This is a genomic window from Pontibacillus sp. ALD_SL1 (genome assembly GCF_017355605.1).
Genome location: NZ_CP062974.1, coordinates 3,288,520 through 3,311,029 on the forward strand (window position 1 = coordinate 3,288,520; position 22,510 = coordinate 3,311,029).

The following is a 22,510-nucleotide window of genomic DNA, read 5'->3' on the forward strand; positions in this document are numbered from 1 at the left end:
TATTATATAGTCATAGCCAATTGACTCCCTTAAGGACCTGGAAATACTCACCGTCTTAACAGGACTTAGGATGAAATAGTCAGAGTGCCCTGACTATAAGAGTCACAATTGCTATTGCTGTTGCTGAAGCCGACCCTTTCATAACTTTAGGTCGGCTTCTTCTTCGTTCAAGAACTTTATCACATTAAAGTAACAACGCGTGTCTGACACCCTTTATCATAGTAAAGCGAAAGATTCAAAAAAAGACGGCCATTACATAGGTAACAGCCGTCTATATTATTAGGATCAGCGCATGAGTAGACCCATCTTGGCGTATTCCCACATAACACCTTTGTTCAAAGACTTCACGTCTCTCCAGTGTATGCGCTCGGTTTGAAGCGATGTGAGGAATGAGGTGCCTTCGTAGAATTCTTCATTAGGTTCATCCGCCACCCATTCTTCGAGCGTTAAACCTTCCTGAACTTCTTGTAGGTTGTACTCATCCATCCCTAGTTCTAAATAGCGCTTCTCCACTAAACCAAGATCATTCATCACCCATGCGTAAGGACCTTCCACAACTACCTCATCTTCTACTTGCTCTACTTCTTCCGAGTCATCTGGTCCTTCCTCTTGCACTTCTTCACTTTCTTCTTCTAGCACTTCATCTTCTAACTTCTCATCAGATACAAAGTCTTCCATCCCATCAATCGGTAGATGAATCCAATTTTGATAAACGGTGATCGCATTCTGTACCTCTTCAACTGTTAGATAAACCGTACTATGATACCCTGGCAAAACCCCATCAATGGATTCATTCAACTCAACTACATAAGGATATGAGCTATCCCCTAGCTCACTTGAGCCTTTAATTGGGAATTCATCAGCTGATCCCACTTGACCTTCCCATGACTGTTCGAGCTTATCAATCGTTCCACGCGCCTTCATTCCTTCTTGAATGTCCACGCGATTCTGCTCATCAATATCCCCAGCCAAAATTAGTTGATCCGACCGAGCAATGGTAACAGCAGGGTCTTCAAGGGAGTAGTCCAGCTCTTTAATCGTTCCATCAAAGAGGCTGGTTACTTCAATCACTTGTCCATATTCTTCTACTTCATCCAGCTCATCCTCAAGCGCCTCAAGCTGTGCTTCTTTTAACGCTAATTCTTTCTCTGCTTCTGCTTCAGCCTGATCTTTGTTTACTTCAGCATCTGCAAATGGACGCGCGTCAGGCTCTTCAGTATCTGGAACTTCAATATCCTCAACGTCATCGACATAGTCCTCTAATGCTTCAACTTCTTCTTCTAAACCAGAGATTTGGCTTTCAAGTTGAGTCACGGTTCCCCAATAATCCCTAATCACATACGAGAAAAGCGGGTCCCCAAGCTCAACCTCTTCTCCTTCTTCTACAAGGAATTGTTTGAAGCTTCCAAGGTCTTTATCGAAATAAACATGTTCTTCAGAAGAAGGCTGAAACACACCTTCCTCCGTAATAGCATTTTCTAAATCAGCGGTAAATGGCGTATCCCATTTTGATATGTAAGACTTCCGTTCGACCTCATCTTCTGATAATACGACTAAAATAATATTCGCTACTACCAGTAAAATTGTGGCCAAACTGACCGTCCATACCTTTGTTTTTGTCTTCATTTCAAAACCTCGCGATTCCTATGTTATAGAAAATATACATCAACGTGCGCGATTGCGGCTGTGGCAGACCAATAAATCATATGTAACATAATAACTAGAAGCCATGCTTGCCATCTCTTCCACTTCGTAAAGTAATGAACAGTTTTGATCTTAAACCAAACGATCCAAAGCTGAACCACTGAAATCGCACCAAAGAAATAAATAATCCATGGAATGTCTGTAAAATATGAAGTGATAATGCCAAACGAGACTGGAGAGACATACCAATCAAGTCCAGTATTTACAAGCACTACAATCCAAAAGATTCTCTCTATTAAAAGGACCATTAAAATCGGAAGGTGTAAGGCTATTAGTTTCCGATACGGAATTCCTGTGAACATCCATAATAAGAACGGACTGCCAAACAAAATCAGGATCGCGAAAATCAATCCAAATAATGCTCGTCCAAACAAAAAGAATAGTTTCCGAACTTCATAGTCTTCGAATGTAAGAGAAGTCGCCCGAGTAGAGATTACATCCATTCCAAGTCCAAACCAGGCACTACTTATGTAAACGAGCATAGTAAGAAATATGAAAAGAAAAACACGGCGCCAAAGATGGTCTACTTTCTCAGCATGATACATACGAGAAAAAGTATTTTCGCGCCTGAAAAATAAAGGTGCCACACGAACTTGATACATCAACCTCATCCTTTTTTTGAATTCGAAGATACATATTCTGATAGATGATATGTAAAATATGGCATACATCATCATGTACCACATTTTATCACAAATGAAGCTCACTTTTATAGATGGCGATAGTAATATATTTTAAAATTCAACAATTCCCGACCGAAAGCAACGTTCTGCATAAAAATTTCCTCGGAAATACTCATATTTCCGAGGTGGCTTCTATTGACCAGCTCCTATTCATTTTTCCACCCTCCCAGATCATCGATATGAATCTCGTCAGGAAGTTCTCTTGACGCATCCGGTATGTCTCGTGGCTTCACATCTACTCCACTTGCGGAGTAGATCACGATACGCAACGTTCCGCCTTTCACATTGGACCGGATTAAGAGGGGTTCATTATAGTTGTTTTTAAAGGTGAAATCAGGACCCCACCAGCTAACGGTTGCATCTCTTCCCGGAGGAACATACGGCACTTGTTTACTGTGTGAATAACGCTCTACAATTTTAATCCTTGCATGATCGACAGCATTAAATAGAGTTGAGGAAACCTGACAAATGCCTCCCCCTATCCCTTCTGTTACCTCTCCTTTTACGATTACAGGCGCAGGCTTATATCCTTTTTCCTTTGTCCGTTTTCCGACCACATCGTTAAAAGAAAAGACTTCATTGGGAAACACGACATGGTTATCGATTGCGTCAGAGGATAGCTGAATATTGTGCGTTCTCTCCTCATTGTTGGAATTAAAATACGTAGCATACTGTCCAATTTGCTGCGTGCGAATGTGTGCAATTAACTCACTGTCTACTTTAGGATGAACGGTCATCATAGGAATGCTAAGCTTCTTTTGGTCAGGGTGATACAAAGCCTCAATGAGTTCAACTCGGAACTTCTCCTGATACAACTTAGATCCAGACTTACCTGGGACAATCTCTCCAGATTCCCCAACTTTCGCGTTTACAGGTGGTTTTCCTACTTGTTCACTAAGCTCGCGACTGAGTTTCTCTATAGCCTCTAGATTCATAAATGGCTTACCAACCACATGCACAAATTCACCAACTCGTACTCTCTCTAGCTCCTCACCCTTATGAAGAATAGAAAGCGATGATTCATCACCCGCCCCAATTCCCCCTCCAAACAATAAAGATAAACTTAATAAGGCCATTTTCATATCCATACCCTCCTCCTGATAGTATGGATAACGAAGACCCGTTTCATGTGCATAACTCACGCCTTTGCCACTGTACTTAACTAAAGCGTGTCTGACACCCTTTAGTTTGCTAAAGAAAAACGAAGAGCTCAAAGGGGGCTCTTCGTTTTGCATTGGTTATTGGATTTTGAACGATAAGGCGCTGTTCTTCCCTGCACCTTCAATAGAGATTGAATACGTTCCAGGCTGTATACCTTCCCAAGAAGGGATGATTAGTTTGTTTCCATTTACAGAGACTTCGACTGGAAGCACATCTCCGTTTTCATTCAGAAGTTGAACAGAATGGTTTTCAATAAGCTTCTTCTTCCCTTTTGATTTTCCATTCTTCTTACCCCAGTTTTTATCATCTCCAAAAGCAATTAGAACCGTTTGCTTTTCTTTGTCTCCTGAATCATCTGTAAGAGTGACTTGCGTTACCCCTTGGCTTCTTGTGGACAAATCACCTTTACGCGTAACATATGCTACAGGTTTTTTCATGACTCTCCACTCTTGCTGCATCGCAGGTGCTTTCTTAACTTCACTTAAATCCATCTGCACCAACACTGGGTCGTGATCACTTACTCGACCTTGCTCCTCTGTAAAGTCAGCATTTAGGTGAACGATATCTACTTTTGTTTGGTCTTTCAAATGATCCGCAACCAAGATATGATCAAGGGTTTGTGAATTACCTTGATAGTTATACGTATAACGCTCATTTTCAGGAAGCTCTTCAATCATATTAGCCAAGATGCCCCCTTCAAGCACTTCAAGCGGTGCTGAATCTTCAAAGTCATTAAGATCACCGAGAACAACAACATTAGCATCTTCATCTTGTTCTAATACTTCCTGCACAAAACCGTTAACGACTTCTGCTTGTTGGAGGCGTTGCTCTTCACTTCCTAATTGAGCAGGCTGAATACTACCAAATGGAGCATCATCCCCGCCTTTAGAGTTGAAGTGGTTCGCCACCACGATGACATTTTCTCCATTAAATTCGAATTCTGCAGCTAGTGGTTTACGTGAATCTTCAAACGCTTCATTTGTCGGCTCAATACGACCTGGATTCAGCGTTAGATTCCCTTCTTCCGATACTCCAACATCTGTGGTCGCATCCCCTTTAGGCTGATCCGTTAAGGAAACGCGCTCTGGATTATAAATAAATCCAACTCGTATATTACCATCAGGCTGCCCGCCATCTTGATTGTTTTCAGGAGCAATATCTGTGTACTCGTATTCAGGCCCACCATTCTTAGCAATCGCATCAATAAGTGCTTGATAGTTAGCGCTCGCATCTGTATCTCCTTCACTCGCTCCATTGTTATCTTGCACTTCTACGAGACCTACAATATCAGGAGCATCCAAGCGGTTTACAATCGATTCAGCAATTTCGTCCGTTTTCTCTGGGTTCTCAGAGTCCGTGGCGTAATAGTTCTCCATGTTATAAGTCGCAACCGATAATTTTTCTTCATCTTGCTGAAGTGTAGTCGTTTCACGCTCAAAATCACCTGGGTCGACCTCCGGAAGTCCATCCACTTCAAGCTTATAATTGCTAAACTCATAGCCAAGCACACCTGTTACCGGGCTTTCGAATGTATCTCCGACTTTAACCGGCGCCATGTCCTGGCTATAATCATCAATGATAATTCGCTCTGGATTCAGACTCGGTTCGACAATAATACCACCAGCCGGCGTGCGTACTTTATCAGAACCGTTCGGAACCGTAACAGCCGTCTCATCATAGTTTGTGTATTCCGCTCGCGGCATCACTACCGTCGCATCTGGTGCAGAAACGCGCATACCCTCTAAGCTTTCATAAAAATCAATCGCATCTTCTGATGGATCAAATAAAGAGAACTGGTCATTATCGATGACGTTATAAGGAATTTGGCGACCGTCTTCTCCTAAAATAACAGCCTCAGGGAGTTCAACACCGCTTTCTTGAACACTCACGCTTGCGTCGGTAATTTCAGTAAGCGTTAGATCATCTGAAAAGTCGAACCATAGGAAGTTGTCTTGAGTATTTTCCGTTACCTCTCCAGAAACGTACACTCGATCGCCAACCTCGACATCTAAAGAATCCTCGTTATTAACATAAATCCCTTCAGACGTCTTCAAATCCTCATCAGCTTGCCCCGGTAGCTCTTGCATATAGAACCCATTACCGCCAGTCGTTCTAGTCACAATTCCTTCAACCCCAGATACATTCACTCCAGCATATAAAGACTTATGTGTAGCACCTTGAATGTCATGGATTCGAACTTCACCATCAGCTTTAAGCACCTGATAGGAATAAGTTACAACCGAAGACGTTCCTTCAGAGCCCACCTGAACGGCCTTGATGGTTGTATCTTTTGTAATCGTAATCGGCCCTGTGTATTTCGTACTTTCTACAGTCGGCTCCGAACCATCCGTCGTGTAGTAGATATCTCCTTCACTAAATGCCGACAAGGTAACCGTTGAACCAGCTTGCACGCCACCTGAAGCCGGCATAGCCTGTATTGGGTCTGCTGTTCCGTTTGAAACAAATTCAAGGTCTTCAGCACCACGTGGTTTTACTTGAAACGTTCCTTTAAATTCTGATGAAATGCCCGTAACATTTAACTCCATGCCTTCAACATAAGGAAAATCATCATAGGAGTACCCCGTCCGATTATCCACACGAACCGAAACACTCTCCCCATTTTTACTAGCCAAAAATTCTAGAGTTCCGAACCTGTTGGCCTCTTCAATTTGACTAATCGTCACGCCCTCTAGCTCAACAAGGCTGCCTTGATTAACTTCTGATACCTCAGATGGAGAAACCACTTGCGGAGCAGGTAAATCACTTGTATCTTTCACGTTCAAGTTTGATACATTCACTAGCTCAAAGACACCATCATATTCTGTTGTGTTACCTGTTATTTGAATAACATCGCCTTTATGAATGTCCTCATTGTTATATAAATCTTGATATACATAAATGCCTGCTGTCCCGTCCTGAATATAGAAGCCCTTGCTTCCCCAAGAACCAAGGTCTGTCGTGACTACCCCTTCAATCGTTACATCTGTTTGTCCCGTTCCTCCTGCTCGAACGTCAGCGATAGACGTAATGGGAACAGCTTCATCTGTTTGATCCTCATCACCTGGTTCTTCACCGTCTGAAGTGTCCACCCCATCCATCGTGTGAGTTCCTAAATAGTCAGCTGTATCTTTTGGAAAAGAGTCCCACTCTTCACTAGTATCGTAGGCGTCATCAAAAGTCAGGTCTCCTCCAGTAACAGACGATTGACGGACTAACGTCACATCTTTAGCGAAGTCACTGCCATCTCCAAGTTGACCGAACGAATCTACGATCTCCCCGTTAAAATATAGAACATACCCATCGTTTCCATTGTGTTTAACCGAACCGCTTGTTTGGTCCGCTACATTCAAGAAAGCAGACGAAGCCTGATCATTCACAATCGTATACGTTTCACCAGGAGCTACTTCTCCAGTTAAATCAACCGATTCACCCTTGGCATTCCCATTGAAAAACACTTGCAGATCAAATTGACTTAAATCAACCGCCTGGCTTGTCCCATTAAAAAACTCAATCGCTTTGTTATAGCCGCCACCTTCAACATATTCAGATATAATGAGTCCGTCTGTATTGACATCTTCCCCACTCACAACGGCAGCAGGTGTAAGTCCCCCAATCGTTAACGCCATTGCCGAAGCTAAACTTAGCCCTTTCTTCACACTACGATTCTTCACATCCCCATCTCCCTTATCGAATAATAAATCCTAACCACAATTTAACAGCAAAACATTAACTCCATGTAAAAAAAACACTAAATTCTTGCAAAATAAGACAAAATTCACACACCAAAATCCCCCTTCACCCATCTAAAGAACTATAGCGTGCCGGACACCCTTCAGTCCTCTAAAGCAACGCCGTGTGCCTGACACCCTTTATTCCTTTACTTCATTAAAAAACGGACTCGCCAAAAGCGAGTCCGTTAGTAAAATAGTTTAGTAGACTCCTACGTTGTTCCAGGCAGAAGCGACGGAGTTGGCTGTTGTTGAGCCATAAAGATCTTGTGCAGATTGGATAAGAGACTGACGAGCGTCAGAGAATGTACTGTTTGGTGTTAAGTAAACAGTAAGGGCACGGTAGTAGATCTCCTCAGCTTTAGACTGTCCAATCGAGTTGATGGTATAGTAAGCCGCTTTGTTCGGGATACCACTGTTGATGTGAACCCCGCCCCAGTCTCCTTGCTCGGTATTTGGCAAGTCTTGATAATCGTCCATATGAGCAGGTTGGTCATATTGGGTTGGGTTGGACATACTGCGTAATGCATCTCCTGCAACACCTGGTGTATACACATCTTCACCCATTAACCAGTCCTCATTATCGACGAAGTAACCGAACACGTCTGAGAAGGATTCATTTAGTGCACCTGACTGATTTTCATAGACAAGTTCAGCTGTTGTATCTGTCACGGCATGTGTTAACTCGTGAGCGACAATGTCGTTCGCTCCTGATAGATACGTAAACGTTGATCCATCTCCATCACCATAAATCATCTGATTCCCGACCCACGCCGCGTTATTGTAGTTGCTTCCAAAGTGAACAGAAGACACAATATCAGCGCCATTGCCATCGTAACTTTCACGATTGAAATTATCATAATAATAATCAAACACTTCACCAGCATAATAATGAGCATCTACTGCTGCTTTTTGGCGCTCACTGTAGAACGTGTTACCAGAATCTGTTACATAATAACCTGGCAAACTATACTGTCCGCCATTATTATTGTCATATGTGGCAATGACACCACTCATTGGCTTTGTCACATCATATAAATAGTACGTGCTGTTGGCGTAATACGTATTAAGAGATTTCTGATCACCTAACACGCCAGTTCCGCTACCTGTAGCTTTATGAACTTTATTCATAGCCTTTTCAATTGAACCATCCTCTGCGTTCACCCAGATTTGCCAGTTTCCTGGAGTTGGCTCAGCAAATTGAAGCTGCACATGGTAAGCCAATGTGTACTCTCCATCTTGCGGAAGGACCACAAGCTCTGACTTTTCTGTTAAATTGTTAAAGGCCTTTTCTCCTGGAGCTGATTTCTTTATATCCGCTTCAGAGCGTTCCACATCAATCTGGCTCCATGCCGCCTCAAGCGCTTCCTTCTTATTCAACTCACGCTTCTGTTTAATTTTCTCAGGAGCATCAGGATGAAATTCTCCATTAATAGCCGCGATTTCACCTTGTTGATCCACGTGTACAATTACCCTTGACTGATCGATTGGTACATTATGTACAACCGGCTGATAAACATAATGCTTCATACCAAGCTCATCTGTTTTGACATCTTTAAGTTCAAGTTGAGACTTAGGATTTTTCTTGAACACATCTTTATTTTCTTTAAAAAATTTATCTACATCTTGCTTACTATTAATTTTTTGAGATGATAGTTTACCAGAGATAAAAGAGGGCGCTTGCTCTAAAACCGACTGATCCAATTGAATATCCGCTTTTGGCTTCAGTTTCCATGCCGGATCCGCTTCTGCATTCACTGAAGCTCCACTACCAATAAGTAACCCTGCGCTTAATGTGACCGCTCCCGCGATTGTTTTCCAGTGTTGTTTCATCGTTCCTTCATCTCCCTTTTCTATAGAATCTACCTTTATTGTATCGGATGACTCTATTAAATTCTTTGAGAAAACGAAGACGAAAAACCGAAATTCAGTCCGTATGTTGCAGAGTCATTTTCGAAAACATGACGAAAGAACCAGGAAATTGTCGTAAGATTTTAATTCTAAGGAAAAAGGCAGGTATTCTAGCCGAAAAAAACATGCGTTCGCTCCTCTTAATTTCGAAATAAAAAACGAGCCTCATCTAAGAGGCTCGTACCTTGTCATATCTATATACTTTTCAATCCCGCTCTTTAATAAAGGCTGGAACACGCATAGAATCAAGTACGTTTTTCCTTTTATCCCAAGACTGGAACTCTCCGATGATATGTCCCCGTTGTACAACCTTACATTCTAATATGTATAATTCCTTGTCTCCCTTGGTCTCTAAAATCAGATCTGTATCCCCGAGACGCAAGTGGTAATCATGAAGAACAACCCCCACGTACTCATGACGCTTATGCTCTGTGCTCTCATGATTAACCACCATTACTGCTACCTCTTCTACTTTCATTTTACTGTATGCAGCGTGATCTTCGAGCCTTTGTTTGACTTTTCCAGCCGTATCTTTCGCCCAGTTCTTAATGTTATCCGTTAATGAATTCACTTGCTTCAGTCCCTTCCCAATTTGTATCTATCTTTCCCTCATTCAATGAGTATTACCCGTATTTTGATAAAAGATGCCTTTAGCTGAATCCGCCTATAAGGCAATGTAACCAATGACCTACATTAATCCCCATTATGTAGTTAAAATGGAAGCAAAACACTGGGCGTACATATTTTTTCACAAATCCCTCCGGCTATCTATGTTATGGTTAGATGAGGAGTGAAAATGATAAAATATTTATAAATTGAATGAACCATAATAATATTAAAGAAGAGCAACGAAGGAGTTAAGCCAACATGAATATCTTATTAACAGGGGCGACTGGTTTTTTAGGTAAACAGCTTACGCTACGATTACTAGATGAAGGACATTCGGTTTATGCCATTGCACGAAATCCACGAAAAGCAGGCAGCCTTATACAAGCCCTTCCAGAAGAGGTTCAAGCCAATCTCCACATTATTGAAGGCGACCTCTCGCAAGATAAAGCTGGCGTCAGTTCTACAGACCTAGCCTCCTTAACGAACCATATTGATACGATCTATCACAGTGCAGCCTACCTATCGTTTGACGATAGTGAAAGAGATAAAACATTTCATATAAATGTAAGCGGAACCAAGAATATGCTTGATTTGGCGCAGGAAATTAACGCTCAACACTTTTCCTATATCAGCACAGCCTACACACTCGGAACCAAACTGTATGCCAAAGAGGAGCTTCATCCTGTAGATCAGGAGTTTGTGAATGCGTACGAAGAAAGCAAATGTCATGCAGAACACCTTGTATGGGAGTACAAAGATGTTCTCAATGTGAATATCTTCCGCCCCTCCATCATAATTGGCGACTCAGAGACGGGCGAGGCAGACACAAGTTTTGCTTTATACGGAGTCATCCGAGGACTTGAGATTCTAAAAAAACGTACCGATCGCAAAAAGGATCAACAGGATAAAGTATATAAGTTTCTTTGCACGGAAGAAACGTCACAAAACTTCATCCCGGTTGATTATGTTGTAGACGTTCTAATCGCAGCTCTCAGAACGCCTGAGCCAAACCAAATTTATCACATCACAAATCCAAACCCACCAACCAATCGATTGCTATTTGATATGGTAAAAGAAAAATTAGACTTCCCTAATATCGAAATGGTTCCTTCTGATTACGAAGGAGAGCTTTCAAAAGAAGAATTGAAATTTAACGAGCCAATGAAGGTATTCCGCCCTTATTGGAACAAGTTGCTTACGTTTGATGACACCAATACTCAAAGCTTACTTCGCAAAAATGGGATTGCCCACCTAGATATGAACATCGAGATGATTGAACGCATCCTTTATGGAAATAGATAAGAAGAAATGAGGAACTTATGGAGATACTCCACGATTCAAGTTTAAGCTACAAGACCTTCGTAACGGACTCTTCAAAAGATTGGGTCGTGTTTTTACACGGCCTTGGGGGAGATTGGAACATCTTCCACAAGCAAATTGACTATTTTAAAGATCACTTTAACCTACTCTTTATAGACCTGCCAGGTCACGGGAAAAGCCCATTGATCAAGCGCAGAAAAAATTTATTATCTTATACTGCGAAGAAAGTCCTTACACTTATGGACAGCCTTTCCATTTCATCGGCTCACTTTCTCGGAGTCTCACTAGGCACCATCATCATGCAATCGATCGCCATGACACAGCCTCATCGTATAAAATCGATGACGCTAGCAGGAGCCGCCGGTAAATGGCTGAAATGGGGAGAGTTATTAGGCAGGGTGACCATATCTTTTCCATTCAGTCACCTCCTGCCCTATATGGTGCCCTTTAAAGTCTTCGCGCATATTGTGTTGCCAAAATCTAATCACAGCAAATCTAGAAATATATTTATTCGAGAAGCAAAGAAGCTTGGCCGGTATGCCTACCTAAGTTGGGCAAACGTGATCCGAAATTCGTACAAGACCTATGAACGCCTTAAGGATAAAACCAATAACATTCCAAAGCTCTACGTTTCCGGCGATGAAGACCATATGTTTATACAGGGAATTACCAACCACGTAAAACGCGAATCTCTCGCCAAGCTTCACATTATCCAGAAGTGCGGACACGTCTGCAACCTTGAAAAAGCAGCCGAATTCAACCAAGTCGCCTTCAATTTCATTAGCGGAATCTCAGCAGAATCTGCCTATGCTGAGATATCTTAATTAGCACCGACGGGGCCATATGGTATTGAGAGCTAGGGGTGTCTGGGGAACGACTCGCTTTCCCGAACCACCTTACACCCAATCAAGCTAACGGAAAGATTCTCTCAGCTTCAAGTACCATATAAGTCGCTATTCAATTAAAAAAGGTAGAGATGCACTCCGCATCTCTACCTTTTCTATGTATTGATCAAACGTTTGATCAATTACTCCGTGACCACTGAATTCTGCAAACGCTGCTTCATAAGTTCAATAATATCGTGTGCATTCGTTTCTGAAGATCCTTCTGTTCGCTGGATCACTTCTCTCATTAATTCAATCCATTGAGATTGTTCATTCACCTTTAAAAACCCCTCGCCGTTTTACATAATATGTATAATATATCACACATTGTCGTAGAAGCGTAATAGAAATTGTCAAAAGGAAACATTTGGTGTTTATTAACGGGGTTTCGTTTTTCATTTACAATAGACCTTCTAGTTGATTGCCTCCTAAAATTCCCCATAGATTTTTAACCCTCGAATCTATACACTAGGGAATGAAGATCAACCTTTAATAGATTGGATTTGAGAAATAATGCGTAACAAAAAGATACGATCCATTTCCTTTATACGTTTCTTCGCTATGCTTTGCGTAGTGCTTGTACACGCAACAGGAACGTACATTAGCACTCTACCAGAAGGCGGAGACGCTTTTCAGAAATATCATTTCCTAAACCGAATCGTAAGAATTGAAGCAAGTTTATTTATCTTTATGACTGGCCTTGTGTTTTTCTATCGTTATTATGCACAAGAAATGACTAAAGAGGTCTTAAAGCGTTTTTACAAGAGACGAGTTACATTTATTGTAATACCTTATCTCATGTGGGCAGTCTTTTATGAAGTGTATGGATTATATATAGGATACCGTGATCTGGCTCCTCTAGAGTCCCTTATCCGTATTCTTGAAGGAGATTCTTATTATCACCTTCACTTTATTTTCCTAATCGTACAGTTCTATCTTGTGTTACCACTCCTTGTATGGTTCTCCCAAAAGATGAAGTGGTTCAGAAACTATATGTGGCTCATCGGTGGGGGTATTCACTTAGCCTTCTTCCTACTCAAAGTGAACGTCGACTGGATTACCTATCCGGTATTCTTAAGCTTAATCGGACCATTTCTATTAGGTGGTTGGGTTGGCATCAACTACGATAAGGAAAAGGCAAAATCTAAGAGCAAGTGGACCTTCCCTATTGGAATTGTTGCGTTAATAGCAGGAGTAATATCTGTACGAATTCATTACTATATGTATATGGCAGATACACTATACATGCCTCCACTCTTAGCCACCATTCCATCTTTCATTTATTTAATGGTAGGGGCTTATATCATCTTTAGGATTGCCGAACGTTTAAGTGAACGCCTATCACAACCTAAATTGAATTTTGTTAATCACGTAGCTAGCTACTCATTTGGCTTTTACCTCATACACCCCTTTGTATTAAAAGAAGTGGCCAGATGGGTGCCAACACATTCTAACTACCTGTTTCATTTGGAGATTGGTGCACGATATCTTCTAACTGTTGGAATCTGTTATTTGATTATTCGAATCTTCCATCAGTTCATTCCGTTTAGCCAAATCGTGTTCGGGAAACTGCCTGCATTGCCTAAGAAATCACATCATGGCAAAACTGTAGATCAAAGCCATGCTCCTTCGTCCTGAAGGAAAAAAGACAATGAGTCTATCTATTAGGGAATAATTGGTGTTCCGCTCATTTTAGTAGTATAATAGACCAATCATAAGAGTATAAAGGAGAGTAAAGGCATGACCATTAAAAAAGCCATTATTCCAGCGGCTGGACTAGGAACGCGCTTCTTGCCCGCTACGAAAGCTATGCCGAAAGAAATGCTTCCAATCGTGGACAAACCAACAATTCAATACATTGTTGAAGAAGCAATTGAATCTGGAATTGAAGACATCATCATTGTAACCGGTAAGGGAAAGCGTGCGATTGAGGATCACTTTGACCATGCTGTTGAGCTTGAAGATAACTTGATGACAAAAGGCAAACTTGACCTTCTTGAAGAAGTGAAGCAATCTTCAAAAGTAGAAATTCACTATATTCGTCAGAAGGAACCTAAAGGACTTGGACATGCTGTTTGGTGTGCGCGTAAATTCATTGGGGATGAACCATTTGCCGTTTTGCTTGGTGATGACATTGTCCGTTCGGAAACACCTTGCTTAAAACAAATGATCGACCAATATGAAGAAACCCGTTCATCTATTGTTGGGGTTAAATCTGTCCCTGACGAAGAAACTCATCGCTACGGAATCATTGATCCTGATGGACAAAATAATAATAATCTCCACCATGTGCGTAAGTTCGTAGAGAAACCAGCACAAGGCGAGGCACCATCGAACCTTGCGATTATGGGACGCTACATTCTAACACCAGAGATTATGAGATTCCTAGAAAAGCAAGAGTACGGAGCAGGCAACGAAATCCAACTAACAGATGCGATTCAACATTTAAATGAAATTCATCGTGTGTTTGCCTATGAATTTGAAGGCCGCCGCTATGATGTTGGAGAGAAATTAGGCTTTATTAAAACAACAATCGAACTCGCACTTGAACGCGGAGAACTACAACCGGAATTATTGAAGTTCATGGAAGAACTCGTTCAGGAAAAAAGCGTGAAATCCTAACATACTAGGAAGCGACTCAGAGCAATCAGTTCAACTGATTGCTCTTTTTCGCGTTCTGAAAACCTTCTCCTACTGCGTTAACTTAGACAACACGAACAATTCGAAGCATGAATTGCTCCCTTTTCGGGAATGATTCACTATTAAGAAAGATAGAACATACATTATTAGTTCTACTTACGTCTGTGAAAAAATAAACGAAGATAGAGGTGCCACTATGGAGAGAATTGCCGTTCTTCTTCCTTGCTATAATGAAGAACAGACAATCGGGAAGGTTATTGATGACTTTAAATCAGAACTTCCCCACGCTACGATCTATGTTTATGATAATAACTCATCTGATCGCACTTCAGAGGTTGCTGAATCTCATGGAGCTGTTGTTCGGAAAGAATGGAGACAAGGGAAGGGAAACGTGGTCCGTTCCATGTTTCGTGAAATTGATGCCGATATTTATGTGATGGCAGACGGGGACGATACGTATCCACCAGAATATGTCCATGACCTTATTCAGCCGATACGAGATAAGAAAGCCAACATGACGATTGGCGATCGCCTTAGTAACGGAACGTACTATGATGAAAACAAGAGACAGTTCCACGGATTTGGCAACCGACTCGTTAAAGGTTTAATTAATCGATTATATAAGAGCGATATTACAGACATCATGACGGGATATCGTGCGTTTGATCAGTTATTCGTCAAGTCTATGCCGGTTATGAGTTCTGGGTTTGCGATTGAAACAGAAATGAGCATTCATTCTCTGGATAAGAAATTTCTACTCAAAGAAGTTCCGATCGATTACAGAGATCGTCCAGAAGGAAGTGAGTCGAAGTTAAACACCTTCTCAGATGGTATTAAAGTTTTACGAATGATCTTCACCTTATTTAAAGAGTACAAGCCGTTCCTCTTCTTCTCACTATGGTCGCTCCTTTCCATTGTGTTAGGGTTAGCTGTCGGTATCCCTGTTATAACAGAATTTTTAAATACAGGATTTGTATCAAAAGTTCCATCAGCCATACTCGCAACTGGATTTATGATTCTCGGTGTGCTCATATTTGCTTGCGGACTCATCTTAGATGTCATGACAGCAACGTATCGCAAACAATATGAATTAGAACTCAACCACCTTTATGATCGCATAAGGAGGAACGAAGATGAGTAACGGTAATGCTCTATTAACTTGGATAAGTGCTGCAGTAGCTAGTTTCATTGCTACTGGAGCCCTCATTTCCTTCTACGAGCCCTTCTACTCTCTAACATTTGGGATCGGGCTCTTTTTATTTGTTCTGTTTACTCTTCTTTTCTATCGATTAGCGCGTAATGCGAATCGTTTTCACGGAATCTTACAATCTTCATACAAGAAATGGACGCTACCTTTTGCATTATTGTTCCCAATGCTTCTAATGGCCAGCTCTGCACCAGACCAATCCCATATAGAATCGAGATTGATGATTGTCGTCATTTATCTCCTTACATATGTTTTGTACGTCTGCCTTACCCTGACCCTGATGGAGTTTCTCTTTCAATTTGATCCAAAAGGAACAGCCACCCCATATAGTTTTGTACTTTATTTTGCCATTCCTTTTATAGCCTGGATGGTATACTTTATTGCTTTCTTCCCGGCTACGATGACCCCTGACTCCCTATCTCAGTGGGGACAGGCCCATTCCTTTGAATGGAGCAATTGGCATCCCCTTGTGCATACATGGGTACTGACCGTCCTTGTTCAAATTTGGGATTCACCAGGCATCCTGGCCCTCTTTCAAATTACAGTCATCTCCTTGATTTGGGCATACGGTATGAAGTCGATTGAAAAATACGGCGTTTCGTACAAAGGCTTGAGCCTTTTCACCATTGTAGTAGCAGCCTGGCCTGTACTTGGGATCTATTCCATCAGCTTATGGAAAGATGTCCTCTACAGCGCCGTTCTCTTCCTATTCTGCATCTTGATGTTTAAGATGGTCTTTTCTAAAGGAGCATGGCTACATCGAAAGCGTAACCTACTCCTCTTATTCATCACATCTTTAGCAGTCGCTTTCTTCCGTCACAATGGATTCCCTGTCTTTCTTGTTATGGGAGTCTTCTTATCGCTTGTATTTCGAAAACAGTGGAAGCCACTTCTTGCTAACTTTGTAGCTGTATTAGCAATTTACTTGGTGGTAACAGGACCGATCTTCTCCGCATTAGACGTCCGACCAACGGAAACGAAAGAAGCAGTCGGCATTCCAACCCAACAGATCGCCAATATCGTCATTAACGGAGATCTGACGGAAGAACAAGAAACATATGTATCTCGCATTATGCCTCTTCAAGATTGGGAGAAATACTATCATCCTTACAAAGTCGATCCCATTAAGTTCTCTGGTAAGTTTAATGATACGGTGATCGCAGAAGATATGGGTGAGTTTCTTAAGATGTGGAGCGGCATGGTTGCTAATAACCCAGTACTAGCCGTCGAGGCCTTCCTTCGAGAAGCTTCGATTGTATGGCAAATGCACGAACCAGAAGAACCCGGTTACACATCGAATTTTGTGACCAACATCTTTTATAACAATGAATATGGCCTAGAAAATAAAGTAATCTCATCTAAAGCTACCGTGGCTACGCAAAGGTACTTGGACAAAAGTGAAACCTATTTCCTTACGACAATTTGGAGACCAGCGAGCTACTTGTTAGCGATTTTGTTCCTTACGTACACTGCCTTCTTGAAATACGGAAAACGTGGAAGTGTATGGCTCATTTCCTTACCAGTTCTGTTAAGCGTAGGATCTGTCGCAGCAACGTTACCGGCGCAGGATTTCCGATACCTGTTCTCTAACGTACCTCTTGCTCTCTTCCTGGTAGCAATGGTTTGGATAGGTCGAGAGGAGACAACGCAATCACATGAGTAGATTCAAACAATCGATACGAGAGAACCGCAAAGGCATTCTGCTGATGACTCTTGCAGCTTTCCTTACATCTTTAGGACAAATGTTTTGGAAGCTCTCAGGAGCCGGCATTAACCCAGAGCTTATTGGCGGTTTCATCTTTTACTTCCTGGGAGCCGTGCTGATGATTCTATCCTTCCGGTTCGGAAGCTTATCGGTACTCCATCCGCTTCTAAGCTTAGGTTATGTATTCGCCCTCTTCCTCGGGGTCTTCCTCGTAGGAGAAACCATTGAGACCGTTCACGTACTAGGCGTCCTCCTCATAATCGGAGGCGTGGTTCTCATTGGAGGTGGTGATCATTAAACTTCTATTAATTCTATTTATGACACTATTCGGATCGCTTGGAGGCTTCTTTTTCAAAAAAGCAAGCGATCACCCATTAGGCATTAATACGCCTTTTATTATGAAGCTTGGCACAGGCGGAGCGTTTTACCTGGCCGGAGCCATTCTCAATATTTATCTATTGACGCTCCTGCCTTACACCGTGGTATACCCGATCACATCAGTCACCTACATCTGGACCATGATCCTATCCAGCCTATTCCTGAACGAAACCATTACCATCAAAAAAGGAATCGGCGTCCTCCTCATATCAGCAGGATCCGTCCTACTCGTACTCTAGCGTGAACTTTATCAGAGTAAAGGGTGTCTGGCACCCTTTCTTGTTTCACCGTGTTAAAGAAAAAGAGCTCATCCGTATGGCGGGTGAGCTCTTTTTCGCGGTTCTCTATCACACTTTCTTTCGCAAAGCCCTCCGCTCTGCATACGGAACACACTTCTCGCACACGAGCACTTCTTCTCCCCAATCGCTGTAATACTTCCTCGGAGCTTGGGGTTTTTGTTTACAGATAACGCATTGCTTAGGTTTGAATAGCTTCTTAAGCTGTTCGAACATTCCTATCTCCCCCTAAAATATATTACCTTACTTTTAGTATATAAGAACAAAAGACCTATTAGGAAAGCAGTTTGCTCACCTCTCCTGTCCAAAGCTTTAGACATAAATGACTTCATTAACTAATAAGATAGTTTTGTGCGTTTTAACCTTTTTAGAAAGGAGTCGAAGACATGCGCTTTTGTACAGAATGCGGTGAGTCGATGGGTGAAGGTCAGGACTTTTGTACCGCTTGTGGTGCAAAATTTCTTACTAATATCCCCGAAGCCCGTTACAAGCGGAACCCGCCTATGTCGAAAAAGAAGAAACGGACTCTCACCTCACTAGGAATCCTAGCTGCTGTCTTGTTGATTGCTCATTTTACCCTTTCTACAATTTTTGACCCAACGAAAAAAATCCAAGCCATGGATCAAGCGATGAAAACGAACAATGCCTCCGCGTTCTTAAATGAAATCACCCTAGAAAACAATGCTTTATTGAACGAAAATGAATATTTCACCTACCTTACTGAGGCAGGATGGACGACGATGAAAGAGCAATTATCCACCATCATTACTTCAAACGAGGCCAACAGAACAGGCAAGCAAGTCACAGATGATACCGGAAACGCTATTTTCCTTGTAAAGAAACGTGCCATCGTTCCTAAACTCTACTATACATACGATATCAAAGCCATTCCCGCGACCATCACAGTTAGCTCCGATATCGTTCCATCCACCATCACAACCGAGGACCATTCCGCTAAAATCTCAAGCACAAATACATTCTATAATCTCGCAAAAGCTTATCCAGGAATACACACATTAGAAGGGGAAGCCGAAAATAGGTTCGGAACGTTCTCTAATCAACTTGACGTACAAATCGAACATCCATCAGGTAAACAAGAAATCTTGTTTCCATTCAACTACAAGACTTATTCCCTAACGAGCAATGAAATGGGCGCCACTCTCTTTATTAACGGGGAGAGTACAGGACTCCCTTTAGTTGAGTTAAACGAAATCGGCCCTGTCCCACTTGAAGCTCCTTTAAAAATCCATGCCCAGTGGATCTCACATGGTGGTGAAACCATTCAATCCGAAGTCATCGATACCCAATACGTTCAAGGAGATCAAATTAAACTACAAATTCATAAACCAAGAGAAGCGGCAGAGACACAGGCTGTTCAAGAAGAACAAGCAGAGACCGATCATGTTGATTCAGGAGCAACCGCAGACGGCGCAGCAGATCATGTCATTGCCTTTCGAAGCGCCTATGAACGTGCATTGAATGAACACAATTTCAGCTTAATGGCCTCCTACTTACAAAAAGGCAGTCATGCAGAGAAAGAGCTATATGATTATATAGTAGATCTTGAAAAATCCGTCTACACCTATGATTTCAGAGAAAACAACGTCATTCAGGCGAAAAAAGTGAGCGAGCAGTTAGTTGAAGTAGATATGGAAGAAATGTTTATCTTCACGAACCATCTTGGCGAACAAACCCGCTATGACAGAACGAAACGTTACATGGTGGTGTTTGAAAATGGCTCTTATAAGATTCAAAAGATCCTTATAAACGATACGATCCGAAAAGACTTATAAAGTTATGGAAAGGATGAACGCGATGATCTGTTCAAACTGTAACCACGAGCAGGAGAGTGGAAAGTTTTGCGGGAACTGTGGATTTGAACTAAGTGCTGGAGACACTTCGCCCACACCAGGTATTGAGCCAGTCCCTACGTCTTCTCCTGCTTCAACAGCAAGAGCTGGAACCGCACCCCCACCCCCAAACGAAAACGTAGAAAAAGCCAAAGCCTTCTCGAAAGGGTATTTTCAAGAAGTAATGGGGTATGTGAAGCAGCCGAACAAAGCTTTCTCCGCTTCGGAGAGTCAGTTTGGTCATGGTCTTGTGACGATTGGGCTATATGTGGTTTTGTTTGTGATGAGTATATATGTTGGAGCAGATAATTTCCTTCTTTCCCTTATTCCAGCAGAGGATCTCTGGTTAATTGAGGGGAGCGCTGAATTATCGTTGCCATTTTGGGAAATAGCAAAGCCTGGATTGCTGTTCATTACCGTGCTTTTAGCGGCCTCACTTGGCTCTATTGCCATCTTTAATATGATCCTGCAAAACGGTCAATCCTTAAAGCTCTCCCTTTCAAAGTTCGGAAATCTTCTCTCTCCATTGTTAGCTTTGAACGGAGTGGCACTGCTTCTTTTCCTTACTGGAATATCTGTAAAATTGGCTGTATTTTTACTGGTTGTGTCTTTAATGCTCGTCGTCACTCTGATCCCGAGTCTCTTTATCTACCATTACTCTTTAAGAAGCGCAAAGTCTCAACAAGCCTTTTACTGGGCGGTACTAGCAAGTCTGACTTCAACAGGGATTGCCGTTCTTTTCGTCTATAATCGTTTTAAAACTTTTATTGATGAATTAGGAGGGTTTGGCGTTTGGTGATTGTGAGAAACCTTCTATGTTGGCCTTGGGCTGATATAGGAGGTTTTTTGTGGGTGGGGTACTTTTGGCTTTCGTTTGGACGCTTCGGCGCGGCGTTCCGACACTTGTGGCGCTCGTCACGACGCTTCGGTGCGGTGTCCTGACAATTGTGGCGCTCGTCCCGACGCTTCGGTGCGGCGTTCCGACACTTGTGGCGCTCGTCACGACGCTTCGGTGCGGCGTTCCGACACTTCCGGCATTCATCCGGACGCTTCGGTGCGGTGTCCTGACAATTGTGGCGCTCGTCCCGACGCTTCAGCGCGCTGTCCTGACACTTTTGGCGCTCGTCAGGACGTTTGGCGCGGCGTTCCGACACTTCCGGCATTCATCTGGAAGCTTCGGTGCGGTGTCCTGACACTTTTGGCTTTCATCCGGACTCTTCGGCGCGGTGTCCTGACACTTTTGGCGCTCGTCCGGACGCTTCGGCGCGCTGTCCTGACACTTGTGGCGCTCGTCCGGACGTTCCGACACTTCTAGCTTTCATACGGACGCTTCGGTGTCCTGACACCCCATTTTATGTCTAAGCTCCTTTTATGGGCATTTCATCATGAAGGATGCAACCACTTTTCAATGTTATCTGGCATCATGTACGTACGAGTGTTTGTAGCACCTGTATAAGTAAGCTCCATTCGAGATAACATTTTGGAAACAGCACCAGCAGAAGAATGGCCTAAAAAATCTCTACATCTTTTATTTGTTAGAGTGGATCCAAATAATAGAAAATAGTCTGCCAAAGATAAAAGATGCGCTTTTCGAGATCGATCATTACATGAGGAGCACTCCCAAGATTGCCGAACTCTAAACATAGAATACTCCTTACACTTAATACACATAACACCTTTTAGTACCTGAGATGTAGGCACTGAGTAAGATGATAAAATATTTGGATGGTATGGTACATCTTCGCTAATGAGGGATTGAGCCATAGTATTCATATTGAAGGTTCCTCGATTTTTATAGTGGTCAACGACCTCTTTTAAGCGATCAACTGTTTCCGTTAACATGGTGATAGGAATTGAAAATTCATTCTCAAATTCTAGCAGGGTTTCAGGGTTACTAATAACAACATGACAATGCAGTGGGTATGCGTATACACCTCTTAGATGTAGCCAATTTTTCAGTAATTCACGTTGACGTTTTACTTGGGAAAGTGGATTAGAATATCTTGCTTTCACACCGTTGAGGGTACGTACGAATTGACCTGATTCATTTTCCAGGTGAAGAGTGCCTGCAATATTTTTTACTTCTAGAATAAAGCCGACTTGTGGAGTTAAAATGAGGGTATCAATCTGAAAGTTTTTATGAAGAGTACGCAATCGGATATCATGTAAAATACGAAATTGATGGTATGGAAGTAAATCTAGGTGATAATCAAGCGCCTGCTCTCCCCTATAACCAGCCCACCTTTTTCCTATGGAGTCCTCTATTTCTCTTCGTTTAGTATGCTGATATGGCAACCTGCGAAGTAATGCTTCCTCTTGCCTGAGCACTAATGGGACTTGTCTTTGTTTCATCTTCAACATCTATCACTTCCTTTAATGTAAGAATATAACAAAGATAAAATAAGAAAAGCATTAATGCAACAAAATAGTTCTT

18 protein-coding genes are annotated in these 22,510 nt (G+C 42.2%); 10 read left to right on the forward strand and 8 right to left on the reverse strand.

Annotation, left to right across the window (positions count from 1 at the left end; all coding sequences use genetic code 11):
- Window positions 1-285 precede the first annotated feature (285 nt).
- From IMZ31_RS16555 to IMZ31_RS16580, 6 genes are all read right to left on the reverse strand, one after another.
- Window positions 286-1,626 carry an efflux RND transporter periplasmic adaptor subunit gene (locus tag IMZ31_RS16555; RefSeq protein WP_207528358.1) on the reverse strand — a complete coding sequence of 447 codons (1,341 nt, stop codon included), beginning with the start codon at window positions 1,624-1,626 and terminating at the stop codon, window positions 286-288.
- A gap of 23 nt (window positions 1,627-1,649) precedes the next feature.
- A complete protein-coding gene (locus tag IMZ31_RS16560) occupies window positions 1,650-2,306 on the reverse strand; it encodes a hypothetical protein (protein WP_207528359.1) in 657 nt (218 codons plus the stop codon).
- 227 nt (window positions 2,307-2,533) lie between these two features.
- Window positions 2,534-3,469 (reverse strand): VanW family protein, encoded by a 936-nt coding sequence (locus IMZ31_RS16565; RefSeq protein WP_207530443.1) that lies wholly within the window; start codon window positions 3,467-3,469, stop codon window positions 2,534-2,536.
- 156 nt (window positions 3,470-3,625) lie between these two features.
- Complete coding sequence (locus IMZ31_RS16570) at window positions 3,626-7,219, reverse strand: chitobiase/beta-hexosaminidase C-terminal domain-containing protein (RefSeq protein ID WP_207528360.1); 3,594 nt, start codon at window positions 7,217-7,219, stop codon at window positions 3,626-3,628.
- Window positions 7,220-7,477: 258 nt separating this feature from the next.
- A complete protein-coding gene (locus IMZ31_RS16575; protein ID WP_207528361.1) occupies window positions 7,478-9,109 on the reverse strand; it encodes a M4 family metallopeptidase in 1,632 nt (543 codons plus the stop codon).
- Between the two features lie 283 nt (window positions 9,110-9,392).
- Complete coding sequence (locus IMZ31_RS16580) at window positions 9,393-9,758, reverse strand: hypothetical protein (protein WP_207528362.1); 366 nt, start codon at window positions 9,756-9,758, stop codon at window positions 9,393-9,395.
- 296 nt (window positions 9,759-10,054) lie between these two features.
- Here IMZ31_RS16580 and IMZ31_RS16585 point away from each other — a divergent pair, with 296 nt between their 5' ends.
- Window positions 10,055-11,098, forward strand: a complete 1,044-nt coding sequence (locus tag IMZ31_RS16585) for an SDR family oxidoreductase (protein ID WP_207528363.1) — start codon at window positions 10,055-10,057, stop codon at window positions 11,096-11,098.
- A 17-nt stretch (window positions 11,099-11,115) separates the two neighbouring features.
- Window positions 11,116-11,940, forward strand: coding sequence for an alpha/beta fold hydrolase (locus tag IMZ31_RS16590; protein WP_207528364.1), 825 nt, complete (start codon window positions 11,116-11,118; stop codon window positions 11,938-11,940).
- A gap of 203 nt (window positions 11,941-12,143) precedes the next feature.
- Here the strand turns inward: IMZ31_RS16590 and IMZ31_RS24675 are convergent, their stop codons facing one another.
- Entirely contained in the window at window positions 12,144-12,278 is a 135-nt protein-coding gene (locus tag IMZ31_RS24675) for a hypothetical protein (RefSeq protein WP_256438012.1), read from the reverse strand.
- Window positions 12,279-12,513: 235 nt separating this feature from the next.
- Here IMZ31_RS24675 and IMZ31_RS16595 point away from each other — a divergent pair, with 235 nt between their 5' ends.
- From IMZ31_RS16595 to IMZ31_RS16630, 8 genes are all read left to right on the forward strand, one after another.
- Complete coding sequence (locus IMZ31_RS16595; RefSeq protein ID WP_207528365.1) at window positions 12,514-13,638, forward strand: acyltransferase; 1,125 nt, start codon at window positions 12,514-12,516, stop codon at window positions 13,636-13,638.
- A gap of 102 nt (window positions 13,639-13,740) precedes the next feature.
- Complete coding sequence (gene galU / locus IMZ31_RS16600) at window positions 13,741-14,622, forward strand: UTP--glucose-1-phosphate uridylyltransferase GalU (RefSeq protein ID WP_207528366.1); 882 nt, start codon at window positions 13,741-13,743, stop codon at window positions 14,620-14,622.
- A gap of 214 nt (window positions 14,623-14,836) precedes the next feature.
- Entirely contained in the window at window positions 14,837-15,781 is a 945-nt protein-coding gene (locus tag IMZ31_RS16605) for a glycosyltransferase family 2 protein (RefSeq protein ID WP_207528367.1), read from the forward strand.
- Window positions 15,774-17,510, forward strand: coding sequence for a DUF6020 family protein (locus IMZ31_RS16610; RefSeq protein ID WP_207528368.1), 1,737 nt, complete (start codon window positions 15,774-15,776; stop codon window positions 17,508-17,510). The genes IMZ31_RS16605 and IMZ31_RS16610 overlap by 8 nt, the downstream gene beginning before the upstream one ends.
- Window positions 17,503-17,850, forward strand: coding sequence for an EamA/RhaT family transporter (locus tag IMZ31_RS16615; RefSeq protein ID WP_207528369.1), 348 nt, complete (start codon window positions 17,503-17,505; stop codon window positions 17,848-17,850). The genes IMZ31_RS16610 and IMZ31_RS16615 overlap by 8 nt, the downstream gene beginning before the upstream one ends.
- Window positions 17,840-18,169 (forward strand): EamA family transporter, encoded by a 330-nt coding sequence (locus IMZ31_RS16620; RefSeq protein WP_207528370.1) that lies wholly within the window; start codon window positions 17,840-17,842, stop codon window positions 18,167-18,169. The genes IMZ31_RS16615 and IMZ31_RS16620 overlap by 11 nt, the downstream gene beginning before the upstream one ends.
- A 443-nt stretch (window positions 18,170-18,612) precedes the next feature.
- Window positions 18,613-20,019, forward strand: a complete 1,407-nt coding sequence (locus IMZ31_RS16625) for a TcaA NTF2-like domain-containing protein (protein WP_207528371.1) — start codon at window positions 18,613-18,615, stop codon at window positions 20,017-20,019.
- Between the two features lie 22 nt (window positions 20,020-20,041).
- Window positions 20,042-20,875, forward strand: coding sequence for a CHY zinc finger protein (locus tag IMZ31_RS16630; RefSeq protein WP_207528372.1), 834 nt, complete (start codon window positions 20,042-20,044; stop codon window positions 20,873-20,875).
- A 584-nt stretch (window positions 20,876-21,459) separates the two neighbouring features.
- Here the strand turns inward: IMZ31_RS16630 and IMZ31_RS16635 are convergent.
- On the reverse strand, window positions 21,460-22,437 hold the full coding sequence (locus tag IMZ31_RS16635) for a nuclease-related domain-containing protein (RefSeq protein ID WP_207528373.1): 978 nt from the start codon (window positions 22,435-22,437) through the stop codon (window positions 21,460-21,462).
- Window positions 22,438-22,510: the final 73 nt, after the last annotated feature.

Excerpts from the sequence above, each read along its gene's own strand:
- IMZ31_RS16555 (WP_207528358.1), bottom strand. The coding sequence starts at position 1,626 with ATGAAGACAAAAACAAAGGTATGGACGGTCAGTTTGGCCACAATTTTA.
- IMZ31_RS16560 (WP_207528359.1), bottom strand. The coding sequence starts at position 2,306 with ATGTATCAAGTTCGTGTGGCACCTTTATTTTTCAGGCGCGAAAATACT.
- IMZ31_RS16565 (WP_207530443.1), bottom strand. The coding sequence starts at position 3,469 with ATGAAAATGGCCTTATTAAGTTTATCTTTATTGTTTGGAGGGGGAATT.
- IMZ31_RS16575 (WP_207528361.1), bottom strand. The coding sequence starts at position 9,109 with ATGAAACAACACTGGAAAACAATCGCGGGAGCGGTCACATTAAGCGCA.
- IMZ31_RS16585 (WP_207528363.1), top strand. The coding sequence starts at position 10,055 with ATGAATATCTTATTAACAGGGGCGACTGGTTTTTTAGGTAAACAGCTT.
- IMZ31_RS16590 (WP_207528364.1), top strand. The coding sequence starts at position 11,116 with ATGGAGATACTCCACGATTCAAGTTTAAGCTACAAGACCTTCGTAACG.
- IMZ31_RS16595 (WP_207528365.1), top strand. The coding sequence starts at position 12,514 with ATGCGTAACAAAAAGATACGATCCATTTCCTTTATACGTTTCTTCGCT.
- galU (WP_207528366.1), top strand. The coding sequence starts at position 13,741 with ATGACCATTAAAAAAGCCATTATTCCAGCGGCTGGACTAGGAACGCGC.
- IMZ31_RS16605 (WP_207528367.1), top strand. The coding sequence starts at position 14,837 with ATGGAGAGAATTGCCGTTCTTCTTCCTTGCTATAATGAAGAACAGACA.
- IMZ31_RS16610 (WP_207528368.1), top strand. The coding sequence starts at position 15,774 with ATGAGTAACGGTAATGCTCTATTAACTTGGATAAGTGCTGCAGTAGCT.
- IMZ31_RS16615 (WP_207528369.1), top strand. The coding sequence starts at position 17,503 with ATGAGTAGATTCAAACAATCGATACGAGAGAACCGCAAAGGCATTCTG.
- IMZ31_RS16625 (WP_207528371.1), top strand. The coding sequence starts at position 18,613 with ATGCGCTTTTGTACAGAATGCGGTGAGTCGATGGGTGAAGGTCAGGAC.
- IMZ31_RS16630 (WP_207528372.1), top strand. The coding sequence starts at position 20,042 with ATGATCTGTTCAAACTGTAACCACGAGCAGGAGAGTGGAAAGTTTTGC.
- IMZ31_RS16635 (WP_207528373.1), bottom strand. The coding sequence starts at position 22,437 with ATGTTGAAGATGAAACAAAGACAAGTCCCATTAGTGCTCAGGCAAGAG.